The 20928-nt window shown below is 66.1% G+C and carries 22 protein-coding genes; 5 read left to right on the top strand and 17 right to left on the bottom strand.

Features of this window, described 5'->3' with window-relative positions; all coding sequences use genetic code 11:
- The first annotated feature begins 95 nt into the window (after positions 1-95).
- The gene (locus CupriaWKF_RS12245) at positions 96-539 is read left to right on the top strand and encodes a bacteriohemerythrin (protein ID WP_276098138.1); all 444 of its coding nucleotides are present in this window, start codon (positions 96-98) and stop codon (positions 537-539) included.
- A 1-nt stretch (position 540) separates the two neighbouring features.
- Here the strand turns inward: CupriaWKF_RS12245 and CupriaWKF_RS12240 are convergent, their stop codons facing one another.
- Positions 541-930 carry a cupin domain-containing protein gene (locus tag CupriaWKF_RS12240; protein WP_276098137.1) on the bottom strand — a complete coding sequence of 130 codons (390 nt, stop codon included), beginning with the start codon at positions 928-930 and terminating at the stop codon, positions 541-543.
- A 67-nt stretch (positions 931-997) separates the two neighbouring features.
- On the bottom strand, positions 998-1843 hold the full coding sequence (trxA, locus tag CupriaWKF_RS12235; RefSeq protein WP_276098136.1) for a thioredoxin: 846 nt from the start codon (positions 1841-1843) through the stop codon (positions 998-1000).
- Between the two features lie 199 nt (positions 1844-2042).
- Between trxA and CupriaWKF_RS12230 the strand changes: the two genes are divergently transcribed.
- Complete coding sequence (locus CupriaWKF_RS12230) at positions 2043-3755, top strand: long-chain fatty acid--CoA ligase (protein ID WP_276098135.1); 1713 nt, start codon at positions 2043-2045, stop codon at positions 3753-3755.
- Between the two features lie 24 nt (positions 3756-3779).
- Here the strand turns inward: CupriaWKF_RS12230 and CupriaWKF_RS12225 are convergent, their stop codons facing one another.
- Together CupriaWKF_RS12225 and CupriaWKF_RS12220 are read right to left on the bottom strand one after the other, a co-directional pair.
- Positions 3780-4577, bottom strand: a complete 798-nt coding sequence (locus CupriaWKF_RS12225) for an ankyrin repeat domain-containing protein (protein WP_276098134.1) — start codon at positions 4575-4577, stop codon at positions 3780-3782.
- A 16-nt stretch (positions 4578-4593) separates the two neighbouring features.
- Entirely contained in the window at positions 4594-5400 is an 807-nt protein-coding gene (locus CupriaWKF_RS12220) for a gamma-glutamylcyclotransferase (RefSeq protein ID WP_276098133.1), read from the bottom strand.
- A gap of 225 nt (positions 5401-5625) precedes the next feature.
- Between CupriaWKF_RS12220 and CupriaWKF_RS12215 the strand changes: the two genes are divergently transcribed.
- Complete coding sequence (locus CupriaWKF_RS12215) at positions 5626-5946, top strand: hypothetical protein (protein WP_276098132.1); 321 nt, start codon at positions 5626-5628, stop codon at positions 5944-5946.
- A 45-nt stretch (positions 5947-5991) separates the two neighbouring features.
- Here the strand turns inward: CupriaWKF_RS12215 and CupriaWKF_RS12210 are convergent, their stop codons facing one another.
- The 7 genes from CupriaWKF_RS12210 to CupriaWKF_RS12180 form a co-directional block, all read right to left on the bottom strand.
- Positions 5992-6339, bottom strand: coding sequence for an FKBP-type peptidyl-prolyl cis-trans isomerase (locus CupriaWKF_RS12210; RefSeq protein ID WP_276098131.1), 348 nt, complete (start codon positions 6337-6339; stop codon positions 5992-5994).
- Positions 6340-6424: 85 nt separating this feature from the next.
- A complete protein-coding gene (locus CupriaWKF_RS12205) occupies positions 6425-6973 on the bottom strand; it encodes a YaeQ family protein (protein WP_276098130.1) in 549 nt (182 codons plus the stop codon).
- Between the two features lie 106 nt (positions 6974-7079).
- Positions 7080-7388 carry a hypothetical protein gene (locus tag CupriaWKF_RS12200; protein WP_276098129.1) on the bottom strand — a complete coding sequence of 103 codons (309 nt, stop codon included), beginning with the start codon at positions 7386-7388 and terminating at the stop codon, positions 7080-7082.
- 109 nt (positions 7389-7497) lie between these two features.
- A complete protein-coding gene (locus CupriaWKF_RS12195; protein WP_276098128.1) occupies positions 7498-8088 on the bottom strand; it encodes a YceI family protein in 591 nt (196 codons plus the stop codon).
- 12 nt (positions 8089-8100) lie between these two features.
- The gene (locus tag CupriaWKF_RS12190) at positions 8101-8487 is read right to left on the bottom strand and encodes an MAPEG family protein (RefSeq protein ID WP_276098127.1); all 387 of its coding nucleotides are present in this window, start codon (positions 8485-8487) and stop codon (positions 8101-8103) included.
- 63 nt (positions 8488-8550) lie between these two features.
- On the bottom strand, positions 8551-8793 hold the full coding sequence (locus CupriaWKF_RS12185; protein ID WP_276098126.1) for an RNA-binding S4 domain-containing protein: 243 nt from the start codon (positions 8791-8793) through the stop codon (positions 8551-8553).
- Positions 8793-10544, bottom strand: a complete 1752-nt coding sequence (locus CupriaWKF_RS12180; RefSeq protein WP_276098125.1) for a glutamine--tRNA ligase/YqeY domain fusion protein — start codon at positions 10542-10544, stop codon at positions 8793-8795. Before CupriaWKF_RS12180 ends, CupriaWKF_RS12185 begins: the two co-directional genes overlap by 1 nt.
- A gap of 256 nt (positions 10545-10800) precedes the next feature.
- On the opposite strand from CupriaWKF_RS12180, the gene CupriaWKF_RS12175 reads away from it, so the two are divergent.
- Complete coding sequence (locus tag CupriaWKF_RS12175; RefSeq protein WP_276098124.1) at positions 10801-12246, top strand: CoA transferase; 1446 nt, start codon at positions 10801-10803, stop codon at positions 12244-12246.
- A 101-nt stretch (positions 12247-12347) separates the two neighbouring features.
- On the opposite strand, the gene CupriaWKF_RS12170 is transcribed toward CupriaWKF_RS12175, so the two are convergent.
- From CupriaWKF_RS12170 to CupriaWKF_RS12155, 4 genes are all read right to left on the bottom strand, one after another.
- The gene (locus tag CupriaWKF_RS12170) at positions 12348-13208 is read right to left on the bottom strand and encodes a PhzF family phenazine biosynthesis protein (protein WP_276098123.1); all 861 of its coding nucleotides are present in this window, start codon (positions 13206-13208) and stop codon (positions 12348-12350) included.
- Between the two features lie 223 nt (positions 13209-13431).
- The gene (locus CupriaWKF_RS12165) at positions 13432-14700 is read right to left on the bottom strand and encodes an IS256 family transposase (protein ID WP_276098122.1); all 1269 of its coding nucleotides are present in this window, start codon (positions 14698-14700) and stop codon (positions 13432-13434) included.
- Between the two features lie 207 nt (positions 14701-14907).
- Positions 14908-16533, bottom strand: a complete 1626-nt coding sequence (ggt, locus tag CupriaWKF_RS12160; protein WP_276098121.1) for a gamma-glutamyltransferase — start codon at positions 16531-16533, stop codon at positions 14908-14910.
- Positions 16534-16607: 74 nt separating this feature from the next.
- Complete coding sequence (locus tag CupriaWKF_RS12155) at positions 16608-17585, bottom strand: tripartite tricarboxylate transporter substrate binding protein (RefSeq protein WP_276098120.1); 978 nt, start codon at positions 17583-17585, stop codon at positions 16608-16610.
- A 196-nt stretch (positions 17586-17781) separates the two neighbouring features.
- On the opposite strand from CupriaWKF_RS12155, the gene CupriaWKF_RS12150 reads away from it, so the two are divergent.
- A complete protein-coding gene (locus CupriaWKF_RS12150; RefSeq protein WP_276098119.1) occupies positions 17782-18666 on the top strand; it encodes a LysR substrate-binding domain-containing protein in 885 nt (294 codons plus the stop codon).
- 115 nt (positions 18667-18781) lie between these two features.
- Here CupriaWKF_RS12150 and CupriaWKF_RS12145 read toward each other — a convergent pair whose 3' ends face one another.
- Together CupriaWKF_RS12145 and CupriaWKF_RS12140 are read right to left on the bottom strand one after the other, a co-directional pair.
- The gene (locus CupriaWKF_RS12145) at positions 18782-20284 is read right to left on the bottom strand and encodes a tripartite tricarboxylate transporter permease (protein ID WP_276098118.1); all 1503 of its coding nucleotides are present in this window, start codon (positions 20282-20284) and stop codon (positions 18782-18784) included.
- Positions 20285-20297: 13 nt separating this feature from the next.
- Positions 20298-20759, bottom strand: a complete 462-nt coding sequence (locus CupriaWKF_RS12140; RefSeq protein WP_276098117.1) for a tripartite tricarboxylate transporter TctB family protein — start codon at positions 20757-20759, stop codon at positions 20298-20300.
- Positions 20760-20928: the final 169 nt, after the last annotated feature.

The raw sequence follows: 20928 nt of genomic DNA, 5'->3' as shown, positions 1-20928 counted from the left end.
GTTCGGGGCCGATTTGCGCAATATCAGATACCGCGGGGCTGATTTCGGTATCCTTTCTGTTTCTTTTCAAACCGCCCGCCGCGCCAGCTCCTTCCATGGATCCCAAAGACCAGCTTTCCACCGACGGCCTGCCTGCCCACCTGCTGCTGGGCGAACCGGTTACCGACGCCACCCATGCGGAGTTCGTGCAATTGCTGGATGCCGTTGCGCGTGCGGACGACGCCGGTTTCCTGGCCGCCATGGACGAATGGATCGAGCATACCCGGCATCACTTCGCCCAGGAGGAGTCCTGGATGGAGGCCATGGGATTCGGCCCGCGCCATTGCCATGCCGGCGAGCACAAGCAGGTACTCGCCGTGGCCCAGGCCGTGCGCGACAAGGTCGTCAGCGACGGGGAACTGGACCTGGGCCGCCGCCTGGTGGCCGAGCTGTCGGGCTGGTTCGATCACCACGTCAAGTCCATGGATGCCATGATGGTCGAGCACATGCGCGAGAACGGCTTCACGCTGATCGAGGCGCCGGCTGGCCAGGCGGCCTGATTCAGGCGGGCTGGCCGGGAGGCGCCTCGCGGTCGATCACGACAAAGTACTTGCGCACCGGCTCCAGGACCTCGAACAGGCCGGTGAATCCGGCGGGAATGACGCAGGCATCGCCCGGCCCGAACTCGTTGGCGGCGCCGGCATCGTCGCTGATGCGCAGGCGGCCGCTAATCACGTGGAAAAATTCCTCCTTGCCGGCCGGAAAGGCAATGCGCCACGCACCCGGTTCGCAAGCCCAGATACCGCAATCGAAATCGCCATGCCGGGCGCTGTAGTGCGTCCAGGTGGTGCGGTCGGGATTGCCCGCGACGAGGCGGTCGGGGCGCGGGCGGTCGTGGGTAGGCGCGGGCGCGGCGGCTTGGAAATCGATCAGGCGCACGGATGCGGTCATGGCGGGTATGGCGGGTGGAATGCAGGAAATCGGGCCCGCCAGTTTACCGCGCCATGTCTGGGTGCCGTCAGTTGAGCGAGGTGCTCAACTGACGGCGCCAGCGCGATACCACTTCGGGCTGGTCGGCAAGCATGTCGAAGACCGAGATCATGGTCTTGCGGCCGATATCGTCTTCAAAGCCGCGATCCGTGCGCACGATAGCCAGCAATTGCTCGAGTGCGTGTTCGTACTGCTGCCGGGCGATCAGCAGTCGCGCCAGGTCAAGGCGGGCCGGCAGGTCTTGCGGGTCGGCCGCGACACGGCTCGCCAGGGTCTGTTCGTCAGGCAGGTCCGCCACGCCCTTCATGGCTTCCACGCGCGTGCGCAGGGCGGCGTAGGCATCGTCCTGGGCGGCTTGTGCAGACAAGTTGCCGAATTCCGCTTCCGCCTCGGCGACCGCATTGCCGTCCAGCAGGAAGCTGATATAGGCGAAGCGCGCCGCATCCGATCCCGGATCCAGCGCCAGCGCCGACCGGAAGGCATCGCCGGCGGCCTGCCGGTCGCCAGCGGCGGCCAGCGACTGGGCGTCGTCCAGTGCCAGTTGCGCCGGGTTTGGCGTGAGGCGCGACAGGAAGTCGCGCAGGCCCGATTCCGGCAGTACGCCGATGAACTGGTCCACCGCCTGCCCGTCGGCGATGGCCACCACATGAGGGATGCTGCGCACGCCGAAATGGCCGGCCAGCTCCTGGTTCTCGTCAACGTTCACCTTGACCAGCTTCCACTGGCCGTCGGCTTCTGCCTCGAGCTTCTCGAGCATCGGGCCGAGGGTCCGGCAAGGGCCGCACCACGGCGCCCAGAAATCCACGAGGACAGGGGCCTGGCGCGAGGCCTCGATCACTTCCGATTCAAAATTCTGCAGGGTGACATCGCTCATGGCGGCTAGCCTGTCGGGCAGGCATGGAGTTCGGCAATAGCAGGATTGTGAGGGCAAAGGCGCCAATTGCAACCGGCGTCGGCATTACCTTGAACACGCGATTCGGGGAAGCCACCGATTGAAAATAGAACGATCGTTCGGTTATAGTGACTTAATGCCTTACAAACAGGTCACCCAAGACCGCAAAGGAGACTCTTCGATGCAGAACCCTGCTCGCCCGCATTTCCAGTTCTGGCCAAAACGCGTGCCGACCTCGATCGTGCTGCCGGAGACGTCTCTCTGGTACAACCTGGAGGTTTCCGCGCATCGCTACGCGGACAAGGCGGCCATTCGCTATTTCGGCAAGGCCATCACGTTCGGCGAACTGGAGGCGCAGGCCACGGCCCTGGCGGGCTGGCTGCAGCAGAAGGCCGGTGTGAAGAAGGGCGACCGCGTGCTGCTGTACATGCAGAACTGCCCGCAGTTCATCATCAGCTACTACGCGATTCTGCGCGCGGATGCGGTGGTGGTGCCGGTCAACCCTATGAACCGGGCCGAAGAGTTCAAGCACTACGTCACTGATGCCGGCGCGCGCGTGGCGATCTGCACCGCGGACCTGGGCGCCGGCGTCGAGCAGGCGCTGTCCGAACTGGCGCCGGCCGAGCGCCTGCAGCACCTGCTGGTCACGCAATATTCGGACGCCCTGCCGAGCGCCCACGAGCACCCCGAAGACGCCCCGGCCGCCTGGCTGACCACGCAGCACCCGCTGCCGGCCGGCGCCACGCCGTGGGCCGAAGCGCTCGGCGCGGGCTTGCAGCCGGGGCCGCACACGGCAGGCCCCGACGACATGGCAGTGATGCCGTATACCTCCGGCACGACTGGCTTCCCGAAGGGCTGCATTCACACGCACCGTTCGGTGATGCACAACGTCATCGGCGGCTCGACCTGGTCGGGCAGCGGCGCGGAATCGGTGATCCTGTCGGTGCTGCCGCTGTTTCACGTCACCGGCATGCAGTACGGCATGAACGGCCCGATCTACAGCGGCGCCACGGTCGTGATGCTGCCGCGCTGGGACCGCGAAGTGGCCGGCCGCCTGATTTCGCGCTACCAGGTCACGCACTGGACCAACATCCCGACCATGGTGATCGATTTCCTGGCCAGCCCCAACCTGCCGGAGTTCGATCTGTCCAGCCTGCGCTACATCGGCGGCGGCGGCGCGGCCATGCCGCAGGCCGTCGCGGAGCGGCTGCGCGACCAGTTCGGGCTGAACTATCTGGAAGGCTACGGCCTGTCCGAGACCATGGCGCCGACCCACAGCAACCCGGCCGATCGTCCGAAGCTGCAGTGCCTGGGCGTGCCGACCTTCAATACCGACGCGCGCGTGGTCGACCCGGTCACGCTCAAGGAACTGCCGCCCAACGAGGTCGGCGAGATCATCGTGTCGGGGCCGCAGGTGTTCAAGGGCTACTGGGGCAAGGAGGAGGCCACGCGCGACGCCTTCATCGAATTCGAAGGCAAGACCTTCTTTCGCACCGGCGACCTCGGGCGCATGGATGAAGAGGGCTACTACTTCATCACCGACCGCCTCAAGCGCATGATCAATGCGTCGGGCTTCAAGGTGTGGCCGGCCGAAGTGGAAAACCTGCTGTACAAGCATCCGGACGTGCAGGAGGCATGCATCATCGGCACGCGCGACGCGTATCGCGGCGAGACTGTGAAGGCCGTGGTCGTGCTGCGTGCGCATGCCAGGGGCAAGACCACGGCGGAGCAGATCGTCGAGTGGGCCAAGGAAAACATGGCGGCCTACAAGTACCCGCGCGTGGTCGAGTTCGTCGATGCCCTGCCCAAGTCCGGTACGGGCAAGGTGATGTGGCGCCAGTTGCAGGAAACCGAAAACGCGCGCAACGCGGGCGCGCAAAAGTCCACCGCCTGAGGTGGCAGGTTCGGCGCGCCGTGATCAGTGACCGCGTGCGCGCATGAGAATCTTCACCATCGACTTGTAGCCCCGGTCGCGCGCATGGCGCGTGGGCGACACGCCTTCGCGGTCGGGCAGGTTGGCGTCGGCCCCGGCGTCGATCAGCAACTGCACGATTTCTTCATAGCGCGCGCTGCCGTCGCCGAGGATCACCGCCTCGAGCAAGGCGGTCCAGCCAAGCTGGTTGACATGGTCGACGGCAATGCCCTTTTGCAGCAGCAACTTCACGACTTCCACGTTGCCATGCTGGCTTGCCGCGATCAGCGCGGTGCCGTCGTAGCGGTCCGTGCTGGCCAGGTCCGCGCCATGCGACAGCGTCAGCCGCAACACATCCACCTGGCCAGTGGCTGCTGCCAGCAGGAACGGACTATTGGATTCCGCATCCTTGCGGTTGACGTCGGCGCCGGCCAGGATCAGCGTCTTCGCGACCTCGGCGCGCCGGTTGTAGACGGCTGTCAGCAGCGCGCTGCGGCCGCGTTCGTCGACCGCCTGCGCCGAGGCGCCGGCCGCCAGCAGGCGGTTGACCAGTTCCAGGTCGCCTCCCATGGCGGCCGTGATCAGGTTGCGGTCCAGCGCGCTGATGCCTTCCGTGCGGTTGGGAACCTGTGCGCCGTTGCCGTGCGTGCCGCGCGGGGAGCCGGCGCCGTCCGTGCCTGCGGGGCGTGCAGCCAGGGTCGGGCCACCTTGGCCGGCCAGCAGGGCGCCGCAACTCAGAAGCCCCATCAGCCCAAGCATCTCGGTGAGCGCCTGGCGGCGGGTGCGGACAAAGGGGCGCGTCATGGCGTTCGCTCCTGGGTCAGACGGTCTCGCGCGGACTGGCCGGCGCGGGCAATGGCGACGCCTCGCCATCGGGCCGCTGTGGATGGGCCGGCCCGCCATGGCCGCCATGGCCGCCATGGCCGCGCTCGGCATCGGCGGCATCATGGGCCTGGAGCTGGCGCCACAGGCGACCGAGGTAGGGGTCGTCGACGCCATTGGTGGCCAGGCCCAGCAGCGTCTGCTGCAGGTATTCACGCGCCGGGCCGTAGAGGCCGACGGCATGGCGCAGCCGTTCCACCACGCTGGCGTCGGGCAGGCGGCCCGCATAGCCTTCGTGATCGCGATTCATGACGAACGCGAGCGCGCGCTGCTCCGGGCCACCGGCTTCGTCGGCTGTGCCGGTACGGATGCGCAGCCAGCGCGGATGGTAGGCGCCCGTCAGCATCTCGCGGCGCCACAGCAGCCGGAATTCCTGCTCCACGACATGACCCGGGATGCGGAACACCATGCCGTGGCAGCAGCCGCCGCGGTCCAGGCCAAGCACCAGACCCGGGTTGTCCCAGGTGCCGCGGTTGATGCGGGAATACAGGTAGAAGCCGCGATGGTAGCCATGCACGGTAGCGCGCTGGCGCTCGGTATGCACCACCATCGGGTTCCAGATCAGCGAGCCGTAGCCGAACACCCAGACATCGCCATGGAGTGCGCAGTCGTCCGGGCGGCTGGCCAGCGCATCGCGCAGCGATCGTTCGAAGGCTTCTTCCGGCAACAGGGCGGACGCGACCGGCGTGCTGCACAGCGAGGTGCGCAGCCGGTCCGTTTCGAGGTCCTGTCGGGTAATGGCCATGTTGCCAGCATAATGCAAAGCCGGGCAACGGGCAGGGCCGCGAAGCGGCACGGCCGCCATATTTCGTCGCGGGCGGACAAGGGTGTGGGCGCCAGGCAACGGTCGGTCCGCAACGGCCGCCTTGTCCGTGATCACGCCGGCTTGTGATTGGGCCAGCCCGGGCTGGCTCAGGCTGCCACCTTGTCCTTACAATGGCAGCATCATCCCGACCTTGGAGAACCGGCAATGGCGCGTACGCTTACGGTGGTGTTCGGCAGCGGCAAGGAGTTCGAATTCACGATCAGCCAGGCCGAACTGGCATCGGTCGGTGAAGAGGCGGCGTGGCGGTGGTTCGACAAGGAGTACACCGAGCTCGATTGCCAGGCCTCCAGCCCGGTCGGCAAGGTGCTCGTGATCGACAAGATCCTGAACGTGGCCAAGTTTTCGGGGGAGTCGCGCTTTGCCGACGATACCGCCTGGGCGCAGGACTATGCGCGCCACGCGGCTCGCCTGCTGGACCGCGACAAGGTCCGTGTCGATGTCGGCAATGCCGCCATCGGCTTCTGAGCAGGTCCCGGGGCGAAGCGGGCGGTGCCCGCTTCGACGCCGGTGTCAGACCGCCAGCAGTTCCACTTCGAACAGCAGCGTGGCGTTGGGCGGAATCACGCCGCCCGCGCCGCGCGCGCCGTAGCCCAGGTCGGCCGGGATCACCAGGCGGCGCACGCCGCCGACCTTCATGCCCTGCACGCCTTCATCCCAGCCGCGGATGACATGGCCGGCGCCCAGTGGGAACACGAACGGATCGTTGCGGTCCTTGCTCGAATCGAACTTGCGGCCGGCCTGGCCGTTTTCATACAGCCAGCCGGTGTAGTGCACGGTCACGTGCTTGCCAGCGACGGCTTCGGTGCCGGAACCGACAGTGGTGTCTTCGTACTGCAGGCCAGACGGGGTGGTTTGCATGGTGTTATTCCTTCCGGTTGGTGCAAAAAATGCGGTTGGATCGGGAGAGCAGGGCAGGCCGGTGCGCGGCGCGTTCCGGGCCTGCTCAGCTTGCGGCGCGCTGGAGCACGTCCAGCGTCAGTTGCACATTGCGGTCGTCGTCGCTGACCCAGATTTCACCGTCCTGGATCGTGACGGACAGGCGCATGGCGCGTTGCGCCAGCGCAGCCAGGGCATCGACCGCGTCAGTCGGCACATTGTAGATCGTCACATTGCGCAGCTTGCCAGCCTTGCCGGCCATGCCTTTCCACCACTCGCGCGCGCTGGCGCCGTTGTAGGCATAGACCGTGACGCGGTCCGAGCGGGCGGCCGCGCGCTTCAGGCGCGCTTCGTCGGGCTGGCCCAGTTCGACCCAGTGCTCGATCTCACCGGTCAGCTTGCGGTCCCACAGGTCGGGTTCGTCGGGGTCGTCCAGGCCGCGCGTGAAGGCGAGGGTCTCGCTGGCTTCGCAGGCAAAGGCAAGCAGGCGCACCATCATGCGCGCGTCGTTCTCGGACGGGTGCTGGGCGATGGTCAGGGTATGGCTGCCGTAGTACGGCCGGTCCATGTCGGACACGGACAGTTCGGCTTTGAAAATGGTGGATTTGAGCGCCATGAAGAAAGGTGTGCGGCACGCGTCGTCGCGACGCGAAAGGCCGCATCATACGTGATTCAGGCGGCCGGCCGTATGTCCGGCCCCGCCCCCTTGGCGCGGGCAGGTGTCAGCGCTTGCGGTATTCGCTGAGGTAGAAGCGCAGCAGCGCCGACATCAGCACGGTTGTCAGGAAGGCGGCGGCGACCACCATGGCATTTCCTGCCGGGCTGTCGAGCTGGCCGGCAGTCGCGAGGCGGAACAGCCAGGTTCCGACCGTCATGGCCAGGAACGGCAGCAACAGCGCGCCGCGCCCGTAGGTCCGCACGGCCCAGAGCGGGAAGCGCCGCAGGAAATTGGCGGGGATGGCGCACAGCAGGCAGGCACCGGACGCCGCCAGCGCGGCGGCAACGATGTCGCCGGAGTGGATATCGATCATTGGCTGTCTCGCGTCGCCAGCACGCAGTTCGCGACGCGCGGCAGGCAGTTATGGGAAGCAAACGGTCAATTCTACAAAAGAATCCCGCCGTAAAGGTGATCGGATGCCGTCATTGCGCAGTGGAATCCCCGGGGGATGCCTCGACTGAGATCTGCAGCGTCACGGTATCGCTCACTTCCGGCAGGAACCGCGTCATGCCAAAGGCGCTGCGCGTGACAGTGGCGTGGAAATCACCGCCGCAGACCTTGCGACGGATGCCGAACAGCGAGATTTCGCCGCAACTGAAGCGATCGACCTCAAGCCTCAGCGGCCTTGTCGTCCCGAGCAGGCTCAGTTCGCCTTCCACCGCCACGAGCTTGCCGTTCTCCGCAACGAAGCGGTCAGCTCGCAGCCTGGCCACGGGCGCATTGACGGCATCCAGGAACTGTGGCGAACGAAGCACGCCGTCGAGGCTGCGATTGCCGGTGTCGACCGAAGCGGTTTCCACAGTGAAGTCGATTCCGCCCGCGCCGGTGGCGGGGTCGTAGACGATGCGCCCGTCGATCTTGCCGAAGCGCCCGCGTACCGTGGTTCGGTCGAAGTGGCTGGCGGCAAAGTAGACGCTCGTATGCGTCGGGTCGACGGTGTAGGAGATAGGGGCGGCGACGGCTGCCGCGCTGAGAACGGCCGCCAGCAGCCACGCAAGGCGAAACGCGCGCATAACTGGTCGCTCCTAGTTATGCACAAAGACCGGCAGCAGGAAGATGCCGACTACCGACAGCAAGCCGATAGTCCAGCACAGCGTGCGCAGCGTGGGGCGGTCGGCCAGGTAGCACACCGTGTAGAGCACGCGGGCGATGATGAAGACCACCGCGAGTTCGTTGATGCGCGCCTGGGGCGCCTGCATGTGGCTGGCCACCAGCACCGCAGCGGCAAAGAAGGGGAAGGCTTCGAAGTGGTTCCGGTGTGCCAGGTCGGCGCGGCGCGCGCGGCCGCTCTGGCGCTCCAGCCAGCCGCGCGGGTCGTGGTTGTCGAAGGCCTTGCCGCCGGCCTTGGCAATGGCCACGGTCACGACAGGCAGGATGCCTGCCACGAGGACACACCAGAATGCGATCGGCATGGTTCGGTCCTTGCGTGAAGCTGCATTCATCGCAGCGGCTGAGCCGCTGCCGACCGCCAGCCGTCAGGCCGCGACCACCCGGATGTCGATGCCGGCCAGGCTGACCACCTGGCCGGCGCGAATCTTCGCAGTCTTGCGCGATTCGGGCTCGCCGTCCACCGAGACTTCGCCGGCGGCGACCAGCGCCTTGCCGGCGCCGCCGCTGTCGCATACGCCCGCGAGCTTGAGCAGGTCATTGAGCGCGATGAACTCGCGATCGAGCGGGAACGTAATGACCTGGGCCTGGGATTTGCCTGCCTTTGCCATCACTTGCCCCAGCTGTCCTTCAGCCCGACGATGCGGTTGAAGACCGGCTTGCCTGGCTGCGAATCGACGCGGTCGGCGACGAAGTAGCCGTGGCGTTCGAACTGGAAGCGGTCTTCCGGACTGGCGTCGCGCAGGCTCGGCTCCAGGTAGGCCGTGATGATCTTCTTGGAGTCCGGGTTCAGGGCTTCGAGGAAATTCTTGCCGCCGGCATCCGGATTCGGGTCATTGAACAGGCGGTCGTACAGGCGCACTTCGCACTCGTAGGCCGCAGCGGCGCTGACCCAGTGGATCACGCCCTTGACCTTGACGCTGTCCGCGCCCGGCGTGCCGCTCTTGGTGTCGGGCAGGTAGTTGGCATGCACGGCCACGACGTTGCCGTCGGCGTCCTTGTCCACGCCGGTGCACTCGATCACGTAGCCGTACTTCAGGCGCACCTTGTTGCCCGGGAACAGCCGGAAATAGCCCTTCGGCGGGTTCTCGTTGAAGTCCTCGCGCTCGATCCACAATTCGCGCGAGATCGGGAACACGCGCTTGCCCAGTTCCGGCTTCTTCGGGTGGACGGGCGCCGAGCATTCCTCGGCCTGGCCTTCGGGGTAGTTGTCGAGGATCAGCTTGAGCGGGTCGAGCACGGCCACGCCGCGTGCGGCGCGGGTGTCCAGGTCATCGCGCACGGCGCCTTCCAGGGTGCTCATGTCGATCCAGCTGTCGGCCTTGGCCACGCCGACGCGGTCGCAGAACAGCTGGATCGATTCCGGCGTGTAGCCGCGGCGGCGGATGCCGACGATGGTCGGCATGCGCGGATCGTCCCAGCCGTCCACGCGCTGCTCGTCCACGAGCTGCTTGAGCTTGCGCTTGCTGGTGATCGCGTAGGTCAGGTTCAGGCGCGCGAATTCATACTGGTGCGGCAGCGGATCGCGGAACACGCCGCAATCGCGCAGGTGCTCGAGCACCCAGTCGTACAGCGGACGGTTGTTCTCGAACTCCAGCGTGCACAGCGAATGCGAGATGTTCTCGATCGCATCCGAGATGCAGTGCGTGAAGTCGTACATCGGGTAGATGCACCACTTGTCGCCGGTACGGTGGTGGTGCGCATGGCGGATGCGGTACAGCACCGGATCGCGCATCACGATGTTCGGCGCGGTCATGTCGATCTTCGCGCGCAGCACGTGCTCGCCGTCCTTGTACTTGCCGTCGCGCATGTCGCGGAACAGCTGCAGGTTTTCCTCGACGCTGCGGTCGCGGAACGGCGAAGGCTTGCCCGGCTCGGAGAAGTTGCCGCGGTTGGCGGCCATCTGCTCGGCGCTCTGGCTGTCGATATAGGCGACGCCGCGCTCGATCAGCTTCTCGGCGAACGTGTAGAGCTGGTCGAAGTAATCGCTCGCGTAGTGCAGGTGCGGCTGGCCGCCCGGGGTCTTGTTGTCCCAGGAGAAGCCGAGCCAGTGCACCGCGTCGATAATCGAGTCGACGTATTCGGTGTCTTCCTTGACCGGGTTGGTGTCATCGAAGCGCAGGTGGCAGCGGCCGCCGTAGTCGCGGGCGAGGCCGAAGTTCAGGCAGATGCTCTTGGCGTGGCCAATATGCAGGTAGCCGTTGGGCTCCGGCGGGAAGCGGGTGATGACGGTCGGCAGCGGCTCGCCCTGGCTGTCCTTGCGGCCGGCATAAGTGCCGGCGGCGAGGTCCTGGTCGATGATGCTTCGCAGAAAGTTGGATGCGATGGGCGTGCTGTCGGTGGGCTTGTTGTCGTGGCTCATGGTGGCGCCGGTTGGCGGCTGGATGGACCGCTTGGTCTTCAGTGTTGCGTGGCGGATTGCCAATTTGGTGATTTTACCGTGCCAGCGACACCACCCGGCGCGAGCATGGCGGATTTGTGCCCGCTTTTGTCTCCGGGGCTGTCCCGTCGGCACGCCGGGGGCAGCCGGAAGTGACGTCCGGGGGTAGCATGGAGGCCGAACGTCCACCGGCCGGCTGGCCTCGCGCCATCCGCCATGTTTCCCGGGGTTTGCCGCCATGACTGCCAGTCTCGATACCGCTTCCGCTTCCGTTCCCGACGCGCCCGCCAGTGCCGTCGCCGCCTTGTGGCAAGGCGCCGGGCTGCCCGCCGAAGCGCTGGGCCACCTTGACCTGAGCGGCGCCGATCCGGTGCTTCCGTCCAGTTTTGCCATAGGCGCCGCGGCGCAGGCCAGCCTGGCAGCCTCGGCCCTGGCCGCCGCGGCGCTATGGCAGCAGCGCACCGGACGCTGGCAGCAGGTGGGCGTGGGCATGCGCCACGCCATCACCGAGTTCCGCAGCGAACGCTACCTGCGCGTGGATGGCGGCCCGGCGCCGGAGCTGTGGGACAAGATCGCCGGCGTCTACCGCTGCGGCGACGGCCGCTGGGTCCGCCTGCATACCAATTTCCCGCATCACCGCGACGGCGTGCTGCGGCTGCTGGGCTGTGCCCACGACAAGGCTGCCGTGCAGGCGGCGCTGGCGAAATGGGAAGCCGAGGCCTTCGAGGCCACGGCTTCCGATGCCGGCCTGGTGGTCGCGGCCATGCGCAGCTTCGAGGAATGGGACCGGCATCCGCAGGCGCAGGCGCTGCGCGGACTACCGCCGGTGACGCTGGAGCGGATCGGCGAAGCGCCGCCGCAGCCGCTGCCGGCGCTGCCCTCGGCCGAAGGCCGGCCGCTCTCCGGGGTCCGGGTTCTCGATTTCACGCGGATCATTGCAGGGCCGGTGGCGGGCCGCACGCTCGCGGCACATGGCGCCGACGTGCTGCTGGTCACGGCGGCGCACCTGCCGTCGATTGCCCCGCTGGTCATCGATACCGGCCGCGGCAAGCGCAGTTGCCAGCTCGACCTGCGCGATCCCGACGACAAGCGCACGCTGCACAAGCTGCTGCACGGCGCCGACGTGATGGTCCAGGGCTACCGGCCCGGCGGGCTCGCGGAACTGGGAGTTGGCGCCGAGGCGGCGGTCCGTGCGCGGCCCGGTCTTGTCTATGTGTCGCTGAGTGCCTATGGCCATGTCGGCCCGTGGTCGGGCAAACGGGGATTCGATTCGCTGGTGCAGACCGCCACAGGCTTTAATCATGCCGAGGCCCAGGCTGCGGGGGAGGATGCGCCCCATCCGTTGCCGGCCCAGGTGCTCGACCACGCAGCCGGCTACCTGCTGGCGTTCGGCGCCATGGCGGCGCTGCACCGGCGCGCCACGGAGGGTGGCAGCTGGCACGTGCGTGTGTCGCTGGCGCAGGTCGGGCAGTGGCTGCGGGGCCTGGGGCGCGTGCCGGCCGGGTTGCAGGCGCCCGAGCAAAAGATCGATGACGTGGCCGACCTGTTGGAAGTTTTGCCCTCGGGCTTCGGCATGCTGACCGTGGTGCGGCATGCGGCGCAGTTGTCGGAGACGCCGGCCCATTGGGCGCTGCCATCCGAGCCGCTCGGCACGCACGCGCCCGAGTGGCTGCCGCGCGGCTGATACCGGATCAGGCGCCAGTCGGCCGCGCCATCAGCTATGTCCGGCGAGCGTGGTGATCGTGTACGCGTCCATGCGCGATCCTGTCGGAACGGGGGCACGCATTACAGCGTGACCGTACCGCGGCCGATTTCGATGACGCGGCCGCCGACACGAATCGCGCCCGCCGCGGTTACGGCAAGCCGCAGTGTACAGGGACGGTCGACGGCGGCACCCTGGTCGACCTCGTACTCGGCGGGCAGCGCGTGCGCGTTGGCCAGCAGCCAGCCGCCGAGATTGGCGCATGCGGACCCGGTGCCCGGGTCTTCCGCCACGCCGCCGCCTTGCTTGCTGAAGAAGTACCGGGCGAGCACGCGGCCGGGACGGGTCGGGTCAAAGGCGAACACATAGGCTGTCTTGCGGCCGAGACTGCTCTGTGGCCACTGCTCCAGACGCGCAGTGTCCGGCCGGGCCCGCTGCACGGCGTCGGTGCTGCGCACGGCAACCAGCAGCTGGTCCGCGCCGGTATCGACCCACATCGGCGAGGTCAGCAAATCGTGCGCTTCCAGTCCGAGCAGTGCCGCCATGTCCGCGTCGGGCAGGCTGACCGCGGCGGTCTTGGGCGGGCCCGCATGGGGTGCCGTGAAGGTCCATACATTGCCCCTGGCCTCGACTGGCACGACGCCGGCCTTGAATTCGAGCGTCAGCCGGTCGCCACTTGCGACCAGGTCGCGCACCACATGCGCGGTGCCGAGCGTGGGATGCCCGGCGAAGCGCATTTCATAGCCGGGCGTGAAGATCCGCACCTGCGCATGCGCGTGCTCCGAAGGCAGGATGAAGGTGGTTTCTGACAGGTTGAACTGCAGTGCCAGCGCCTGCATGGTGGCGTCGTCCATGCCGCGGGCATCCTCGAAGACGCACAGCGGATTGCCGCCGAACGTGGATTCGGCAAAGACGTTGAGCAGGCGGAAGGCGTAGGTGGGCATGGCGCGAAGGCTCCGGAGGCTGGTCGAGCACAAGTGTACGGAACGGGGGCGGACACGCCATGCACAGTTGAGCCCATCTCAGGCGGGCCAGTTCTGCTGCCGCTGGTTTGCGCCCCTCTCCCGCTTGCGGGAGAGGGGCCGGGGTGAGGGCAAGAGGGTCAAAGGCTGATGTCTGTGGGTGGAGGTGTCAGGAATTTTGTGTGCTGAGGTCGGTTAAAAAATCTCAGCTCATGGCGGAGGTGAATCGCTCGCCAAACAGAATGGCGAACTGATTGACTGCTTGCCGCCAGGTGATAGGTGGCATCTTCCAATCCTTTTCGATGTTGCGCAAGGCCAGATACAGCAGTTTGCTGGCGGCCTCGTCGCTGGGGAAGTGGCCGCGATTCTTGACGATCTTGCGCAACTGCATGTGCATGCTCTCGATGGCGTTTGTCGTATAGATGATTCGACGCACCTCAGGCGGATAGACGAAGAAGGGAATCACCTGTTCCCATTGGCGCTGCCACATGGCCGCGACGGTAGGGAATTTGCGTCCCCACTCACTTCCCGCAAAGGTGTCGAGCGCTGCGGCCGCCGCCTCGGCCGTGGCGGCCTGATAGATCGGCTTGAGCGCGGCAGCCAACGGCTTACGGTCCTTCCAGCTCGCCAGATTCAGCGAATTGCGGATCAGATGCACGATGCAGGTCTGGATTTGCGCGGCCGGATAGACCGCCTCGATCGCCTCGGGGAAGCCGCGCAAGCCGTCGACCACCGCGATCAGGACGTCGTGCAAGCCGCGGTTCTTCAGTTCGTTGAAGACCTTCAGCCAGAACTTGGCGCCTTCGGTTTGCTCGATCCACAGACCTAGCACTTCCTTGCGGCCGTCGGCGCGGATGCCCAGCGCCAGATAGACCGCCTTGTTCTTGACCGTGCCTTCGTCGCGAATCTTCAGTCGTAGCGCGTCAAAGTACACGATCGGATACATGGCCTCGAGCGGGCGTTGCTGCCATTGCTCGACGTCAGCCAGCACCTCGTCGGTGACCGTGGAAATCAGATCGGGCGATACCTGCAGCCCGTACAGCTCCAGCAGATGGCCCTGAATCTCGCGCACGCTCATGCCGCGCGCATACATGCTGATGACGTGGTCGTCGAAGCCAGGCAGCCGGCGTTGATACTTGCCGACCAATTGGGGCTCGAACGTCGCCTGCCGATCGCGCGGAATATCCAGATTCAGCTCACCGTTGGGCGTCAGGACCGTCTTGGGGCTGGTGCCGTTGCGGTGGTTGCCGGTCTTGCCTTGCTCGGCCTCGTTATCCAGATGGTGACTCAACTCGGCGGCGAGCATACGCTCGGCCAACTGCTTCTTGAGCTGGCCGGCCAAGCCCGATTCGCCCAGGATCGACTCGGCATCCTTGCTCTGCACCTGGGCCAGCAGTTGATCGATCAGCTCATCGGGAAACAGCTTCGGTGCCTTCGGGTTCTTGCTCTTCTTGTTCACTGTCGTGTCGGTCATTGGACGTTTCCGTAATCGTCTCATGACCTCGGCACACTAAAAATCTGACAGGCTCCTGTGGGTTCAAACCGTTGGCCCCGCTTGATGTGGTTCCTAGCTAAACCACCCCTCACCCCGGCCCTCTCCCCATGCGGGGCGAGGGAGTACAAGGCCCAGATAGGCTCGAGCGGCGTTGGAGCACCCCACACCGCGCGCCTCTTCTATGCCTCAGAACCCCACCGCCTGTCCGTCGCGCCGGCTATCGCTTGCGGCGACGTAGCCATGCTCGGCATCATCCGACAGGCGCCAGATGAACTGGCCGGAGCCAAAGTCCATGTACGGATCGTCCACCGACTTGAGCTGGTGGCCGCGCGCCTTCAGGCCTGCGACCGTTGCCGGATCCATGGTGCCCTCCACATCCAGCGTGAAGTCGCGGTTGACCTTCCAGCGCGGCGCACAGCAGGCCGCCTGCGGCTGCTGCTTGTAGTCGAGCATGCGGACCACGGTCTGCAGGTGGCCTTGCGGCTGCATGTCGCCGCCCATGACGCCGAAGCTCATCACCGGCTGGCCGCCGCGCGTCAGGAAGGCCGGGATGATGGTGTGGAACGGCCGCTTGCCGCCCGCCACCGCGTTGGCGGACTTCGGATCCATCGAGAAGCCCACGCCACGGTTCTGCAGGCTGATGCCGGTACCCGGCACCACCACGCCCGAGCCAAAGCCCATGTAGTTGGACTGGATGAACGAGATCATCATGCCGTTCTCGTCGGCCGCGGTCAGGTAGATGGTGCCGCCAACCTTGGGCATGCCGAAATTGAAGTGCGTGGCGCGCTGCATGTCGATCAGCTTCGCGCGCGACTTCAGGTAGGCGTCATCGAGCATCTGCTCGGGCGTGACCTCCATGCTGCGCGGGTCGGCCACGTAGCGGTAGAGGTCGGCGAATGCCAGCTTCATGGCTTCGATCTGCAGGTGCTGGGAATCGACCGAATCCACCCGCAGGGCACCAACATCGAACTGGTCGAGGATGCCCAGCGCCATCAGTGCCGCGATGCCCTGGCCGTTCGGCGGGATCTCATGCAGCTCGTAGCCGCGGTAGGACTTGCTGATCGGCTTGACCCAGTCGGGACGGTAGTTGCGCAGGTCGTCCACGGTCATGGCGCCGCCGCACTGCTTGCTGAAGGCCGCGATCTTCTCGGCGATCTCGCCTTCGTAGTAGGCGCGGCCGCGGGTTTCGCCGATCTTGCGCAGCGTGTCGGCAGCGGCCTTCATGGTGAACTTCTCGCCGACCAGCGGCGCGCGGCCGTTGGGCATGAAGGTGTCTGCAAAACCCGGCTGGTCCTTCAGTTCCGGGACAGCCGCGGCCCACTTGTGCGCGACCACCGGCGGCATCGCGTAGCCGCGCTCGGCGATCTCGATCGCGGGTTCCATCAGGTCCGCGAAAGGCAGCTTGCCAAAACGCTCGTGCAGCGCCGCCCAGCCGGCGATGACGCCGGGCACGGTGACCGAGTCCCAGCCGCGCACCGGGCGCTTGGCCAGGCCATTGGCGTCGGTGCCGTACTTGCTCTTGAAGTACTCGGGGTTCCATGCGGCCGGGGCCACGCCCGACGAGTTCAGGCCGTGCAGTTCCTTGCCGTCCCACAGGATGGCGAAGGCATCGCTGCCCAGGCCGCAGGACACGGGCTCGACGATGGTGATCGCCGCGGCAGCGGCGATCGCCGCATCCACGGCATTGCCGCCCTTGAGCAGCATGCGCAGGCCGGCCTGTGCCGCGAGCGGGTGCGAGGTCGACACCACGTTGCGCGCGAACAGCGGAATGCGCACGGACTGGTAGGGGTTGGTCCAGTTGAAGTTCTGCATGGTCTTTGTCCGTAGTCTCGTGGCAGCCGGCGTGGGGTGAGGGTGAGGGGGTGAGGGCCGGCCGCGGCTTCACGTTATTCTGCCGTGATCTTGCGATCCTTGATGAGCTTGCCCCAGCGGGCGCTGTCCTTCTTCACCATCGCCGCAAACTGTGCCGGCGTGCCGCCGACCGGCTCGGCGCCCAGCTTGGCGAGACGGTCCTTCACGTCCTGCGACTGGATGGCCTTGTTGAATTCGGCGTTGAGCCGGTTGACGATATCGGCCGGCATGCCTTTCGGGCCGTAGATGCCGAACCACGTATCCGACTCGAAGCCGGGCAGGCCCGATTCACTGGCTGTCGGGATCTCGGGCGCCAGCGGCGAGCGCTTGAGGCTGGTCACGGCCAGGGCCTTGAGCTTGCCGTCCTTCACATGCGGCAGGCCCGACACGATGCTGTCGAACAACACCTGCACCTTGCCCGAAATCAGGTCCGGCACCGCGAGCGCCGTGCCGCGGTAGGGGATGTGCGTGATGAACACGCCGGCCTGGGCCTTGAAGGCCTCGGCGGTCAGGTGGACGACGGTGCCGTTGCCGCTGGACGCATAGTTCAGTTCGCCAGGGTGCTTCTTCGCGTAGTCGATCAGTTCGCGCACATTCCTGACGGGCAGGCTGTTGGGCACCACCAGCACGTTGGTCGCGATCGCGACCTGGCCGACCGGCGTGAAATCGGTCTCGGTGTTGTACGGCAGGTGCGCATTGATATGCGGGCCGATCGAATGCGTGCTGGTGGTGGCGATCAGCAGCGTGTAGCCGTCCGGTGCCGCCTTCGCTGCCATGTCGGAACCGATGGCGCCGCCGGCGCCAGGCCGGTTGTCGACCACGATCTGCTGCCCGAGGTTGGCGCCGACCTTCTGCGCAATGGCGCGCGCGAGCAAGTCGGTGGCGCCGCTCGCGGGGAACGGCACGATCAGGCGGATCGGCTTGCTTGGGTAGTTGTCGGCCAGGGCCGGCATGGCGGCCAGGCAGAGGCCAGAGGCAAGGCCGATGCCGAGCAGGCGCAGCCAGGGTTTCATGCGGATCTCCGGAATCGTGCGAATCAGGTCAGCGGAACAGCGTCAGGCCGGCAGACCCGGATGCGCATGGCGTCGCGGGTGCCTGCGCATTATTATTCCGCGCTCGCTATCACAAAGAAAGCTAATATTTCTTTTCCTTCAAACAAGTTTTTCTTGTGGATCGCGGCCGCGCAATGGCTGATTTCCTGGTGTCCCAATGAGCACAATCCGATTCCTGCGTACCTTTGTTGCCGTGGCCGAACATGGATCCTTCGCCGCCGCTGCGGGCCACGTGGCGCTTACGCAGGCAGCGGTGAGCTTGCAGATGCGCTCGCTGGAAACCGAGCTGCGCCGCGAACTGTTCGACCGCAACGGGCGCGTCGCCGTCCTCAATGCCGACGGGCGCGAGCTGTTGCCGCGCGCGCGCCGCCTGCTCGCGCTGTATGACGAAATGCGCGTGCCGCTGGCCCAGCCAGACGCCATGGCCGGCGCGGTGGCCGTTGGCGCCGTGGTATCGGTGATGGGCGGCCTGTCGCATGTCGTGGCGCGCATGAAGCGCGCCTATCCGGCGCTGGATGTCCGGCTGGTCGGTGCCAAGTCCATCGAGCTCGCGGCGATGGTCGAGTCGGGCGAACTCGACGCCGCGATCCTGGTCGAGGGTGGCGCCCGGATACCCGGCACGCTGCGCTGGACGCCGCTCTACCACGAGCCGCTGGTTGCCATTGCCGCACAGGGCAGCGCGGGGCAGGACGTGCGCGAAGCGCTGGCCCTCAATCCGTACCTGCGCTTCGACCGCAGCCAGCGCACCGGCATGCTGGTGGAGCGTGCGTTGCGGCGAGCGCATCTGCAGGTCAACGAGTTCCTGGAGCTGAACTCGATCGAGGCGCTCGTCGAACTCGTGCGGCAAGAGGTGGGCGTAACCGTGGTGCCGCTGCTGCAGCGTGCGCGCTGGCGCAACGATGCGGCGCTGCGCATCCTGCCGCTGCTGGTCAATGGCGAGCCCGTGATGCGAACCATCGGCATGCTCGAGCGGCGCGATCATGGCAGGGGGCATGTGACCGGCGCGGTCAGGACGGCCTGCGCGGAGTTGTTTGGCGGCTGAGGCGCAGAACCAGGCGGCGGTGCGCCAACAAAAAAGGGGCGTCTCGCGACGCCCCCAGTATTGCACTGCATGACAGACCAGCGGCTAGCGGCTAGCGGCCGGCGGTCTTGCCTTCTTATTCTTCCTGGAACGCTTCCTCGCGCTTGGCCTTGATCGACGGCGAGGCCACGATCAGCACCAGCACCGCGGCGGCGATCAGCAGGCCCATCGACAGCGGACGGGTCACAAACACGCTGAAGTCACCACGCGACAGCAGCAGCGAGCGGCGGAAGTTCTCTTCCATCATCGGTCCGAGCACGAAGCCCAGCAGCAGCGGAGCCGGTTCGCACTTGAGCTTGATGAACAGGTAGCCGATCACGCCGAAAGCGGCAGTCTGGAACACGTCGAAGGTGGTGTTCTGGACCGAGTACACGCCGATGCAGCAGAACACCAGAATGGCCGGGTACAGGTAGCGGTAGGGCACCTTCAGCAGCTTCACCCAGATGCCGATCAGCGGCAGGTTCAGCACGATCAGCATCAGGTTGCCGATCCACATCGAGGCGATCAGGCCCCAGAACAGCGCCGGGTTGCTCGACATCACCTGCGGGCCGGGCTGGATGTTGTGGATGGTCATCGCACCGACCATCAGCGCCATCACCGCGTTGGGCGGAATGCCCAGCGTCAGCAGCGGGATGAACGAGGTCTGCGCCGCGGCGTTGTTGGCCGATTCCGGACCCGCCACGCCTTCGATCGCACCCTTGCCGAACTCATGCGAGTACTTCGAGGTCTTCTTCTCCAGCGAGTAGGCCGCGAACGACGCCAGCGCCGCACCGCCGCCCGGCAGGATGCCCAGCGCCGAGCCGAGCACCGTGCCGCGCAGCACGGCCGGGATCATGCGCCTGAAGTCTTCCTTGTTCGGGAACAGGTTGGTGATATGGTCGGTGAAGGTTTCGCGGTTTTCCTTCTGCTCCAGGTTCGCGATGATTTCCGCGAAGCCGAACACGCCCATGGCCACCGACACGAAGTTCAGGCCGTCGGTCAGTTCAGGCACATCGAACGAAAAGCGTGCGGCGCCCGAGTTCACGTCAGTACCCACCAGGCCCAGCAGCAGGCCCAGCACGATCATGGCGATCGCCTTGACCAGCGAACCCGAAGCCAGCACCACGGCACCGATCAGGCCCAGCACCATCAGCGAGAAGTACTCGGCGGGGCCGAACTTGAACGCCAGTTCCGACAGCGGGGCGGCAAAGGCGGCCAGGATCAGCGTGGCCACGCAGCCGGCGAAGAACGAGCCCAGGCCGGCGGTGGCCAGTGCCACGCCCGCTCGTCCTCGTCTTGCCATCTGGTAGCCGTCGATGGTGGTCACCACGGACGACGATTCACCAGGCAGGTTCACCAGAATCGCCGTAGTCGAGCCACCGTACTGGGCGCCGTAGTAAATGCCGGCCAGCATGATCAGCGCGGCCACCGGCGGCAGCGTGTAGGTCACCGGCAGCAGCATGGCGATGGTGGCCAGCGGCCCCAGGCCCGGCAGCACGCCGATCAGGGTACCCAGCACGCAGCCCAGGAAGGCGTAGGCCAGGTTCTGGAAGGAGAGGGCGGTAGCAAAGCCCAGTCCCAGGTTAGAGAGCAGTTCCATGTTGGCGGTCTCCTTAGCTTGCCAGGAAAGCCGGCCACACCGGCATCTGCAGGTTGATGCCGTACACGAACGCGCCAAGGCTGATCAGCACCAGGATGATCGCGTTCAGGATGGCGCCCTTCCAGTTGAATTCATGGCTCGCCATCGACGACACCAGCACCAGCACCAGGACCGACAGCACCATGCCCAGCGGCTTGAGCATCAGGCCGAACAGCACCACGGCACCGAGGATCCACAACAGCGACTTGATGTCCCAGCGGGCCAGGTGGTCCTCTTCCGCCTTGGCGGACAGCGAACCCCACAGCACCAGCGCGCCCAGCAGGGCGAGCACGACGCCGAGCCAGAACGGGAAGTATCCCGGCCCCATCTTTGCGGCAGTTCCCATGGAATAGCCGCGTGCGACCCAGGAAAAGCCGAATCCGACCAGGATGAACATCAGGCCGGAGGCAAAGTCCTTTTGGCTACGTATGCGCAAAATGATTCTCCTCGATAAGACTGCTTGAAATCTGCCGGGCGCCGTTGGTGCGGTGCAGTAAGGCACTTGCACTGAAGGGCCTGTTCGCGGGCAGGGTGCAAGGTAAGGGTGCGACCTTTCAGCTACCTTTCAGATGTCTGCAAACTTGGTCATGCTGAGGGTATCTCCT

The sequence above is a fragment of the Cupriavidus sp. WKF15 genome (assembly GCF_029278605.1).
Lineage (GTDB): Bacteria > Pseudomonadota > Gammaproteobacteria > Burkholderiales > Burkholderiaceae > Cupriavidus.
Note: the sequence above shows the minus strand (reverse complement) of the source record. Positions and strands in the feature narration are given on the sequence as shown.

Bases quoted from the DNA above. Each gene is read 5' to 3' on its own strand.
- CupriaWKF_RS12245 (WP_276098138.1), top strand. From the start codon at position 96: ATGGATCCCAAAGACCAGCTTTCCACCGACGGCCTGCCTGCCCACCTG.
- CupriaWKF_RS12240 (WP_276098137.1), bottom strand. From the start codon at position 930: ATGACCGCATCCGTGCGCCTGATCGATTTCCAAGCCGCCGCGCCCGCG.
- trxA (WP_276098136.1), bottom strand. From the start codon at position 1,843: ATGAGCGATGTCACCCTGCAGAATTTTGAATCGGAAGTGATCGAGGCC.
- CupriaWKF_RS12230 (WP_276098135.1), top strand. From the start codon at position 2,043: ATGCAGAACCCTGCTCGCCCGCATTTCCAGTTCTGGCCAAAACGCGTG.
- CupriaWKF_RS12225 (WP_276098134.1), bottom strand. From the start codon at position 4,577: ATGACGCGCCCCTTTGTCCGCACCCGCCGCCAGGCGCTCACCGAGATG.
- CupriaWKF_RS12220 (WP_276098133.1), bottom strand. From the start codon at position 5,400: ATGGCCATTACCCGACAGGACCTCGAAACGGACCGGCTGCGCACCTCG.
- CupriaWKF_RS12215 (WP_276098132.1), top strand. From the start codon at position 5,626: ATGGCGCGTACGCTTACGGTGGTGTTCGGCAGCGGCAAGGAGTTCGAA.
- CupriaWKF_RS12210 (WP_276098131.1), bottom strand. From the start codon at position 6,339: ATGCAAACCACCCCGTCTGGCCTGCAGTACGAAGACACCACTGTCGGT.
- CupriaWKF_RS12205 (WP_276098130.1), bottom strand. From the start codon at position 6,973: ATGGCGCTCAAATCCACCATTTTCAAAGCCGAACTGTCCGTGTCCGAC.
- CupriaWKF_RS12200 (WP_276098129.1), bottom strand. From the start codon at position 7,388: ATGATCGATATCCACTCCGGCGACATCGTTGCCGCCGCGCTGGCGGCG.
- CupriaWKF_RS12195 (WP_276098128.1), bottom strand. From the start codon at position 8,088: ATGCGCGCGTTTCGCCTTGCGTGGCTGCTGGCGGCCGTTCTCAGCGCG.
- CupriaWKF_RS12190 (WP_276098127.1), bottom strand. From the start codon at position 8,487: ATGCCGATCGCATTCTGGTGTGTCCTCGTGGCAGGCATCCTGCCTGTC.
- CupriaWKF_RS12185 (WP_276098126.1), bottom strand. From the start codon at position 8,793: ATGGCAAAGGCAGGCAAATCCCAGGCCCAGGTCATTACGTTCCCGCTC.
- CupriaWKF_RS12180 (WP_276098125.1), bottom strand. From the start codon at position 10,544: ATGAGCCACGACAACAAGCCCACCGACAGCACGCCCATCGCATCCAAC.
- CupriaWKF_RS12175 (WP_276098124.1), top strand. From the start codon at position 10,801: ATGACTGCCAGTCTCGATACCGCTTCCGCTTCCGTTCCCGACGCGCCC.
- CupriaWKF_RS12170 (WP_276098123.1), bottom strand. From the start codon at position 13,208: ATGCCCACCTACGCCTTCCGCCTGCTCAACGTCTTTGCCGAATCCACG.
- CupriaWKF_RS12165 (WP_276098122.1), bottom strand. From the start codon at position 14,700: ATGACCGACACGACAGTGAACAAGAAGAGCAAGAACCCGAAGGCACCG.
- ggt (WP_276098121.1), bottom strand. From the start codon at position 16,533: ATGCAGAACTTCAACTGGACCAACCCCTACCAGTCCGTGCGCATTCCG.
- CupriaWKF_RS12155 (WP_276098120.1), bottom strand. From the start codon at position 17,585: ATGAAACCCTGGCTGCGCCTGCTCGGCATCGGCCTTGCCTCTGGCCTC.
- CupriaWKF_RS12150 (WP_276098119.1), top strand. From the start codon at position 17,782: ATGAGCACAATCCGATTCCTGCGTACCTTTGTTGCCGTGGCCGAACAT.
- CupriaWKF_RS12145 (WP_276098118.1), bottom strand. From the start codon at position 20,284: ATGGAACTGCTCTCTAACCTGGGACTGGGCTTTGCTACCGCCCTCTCC.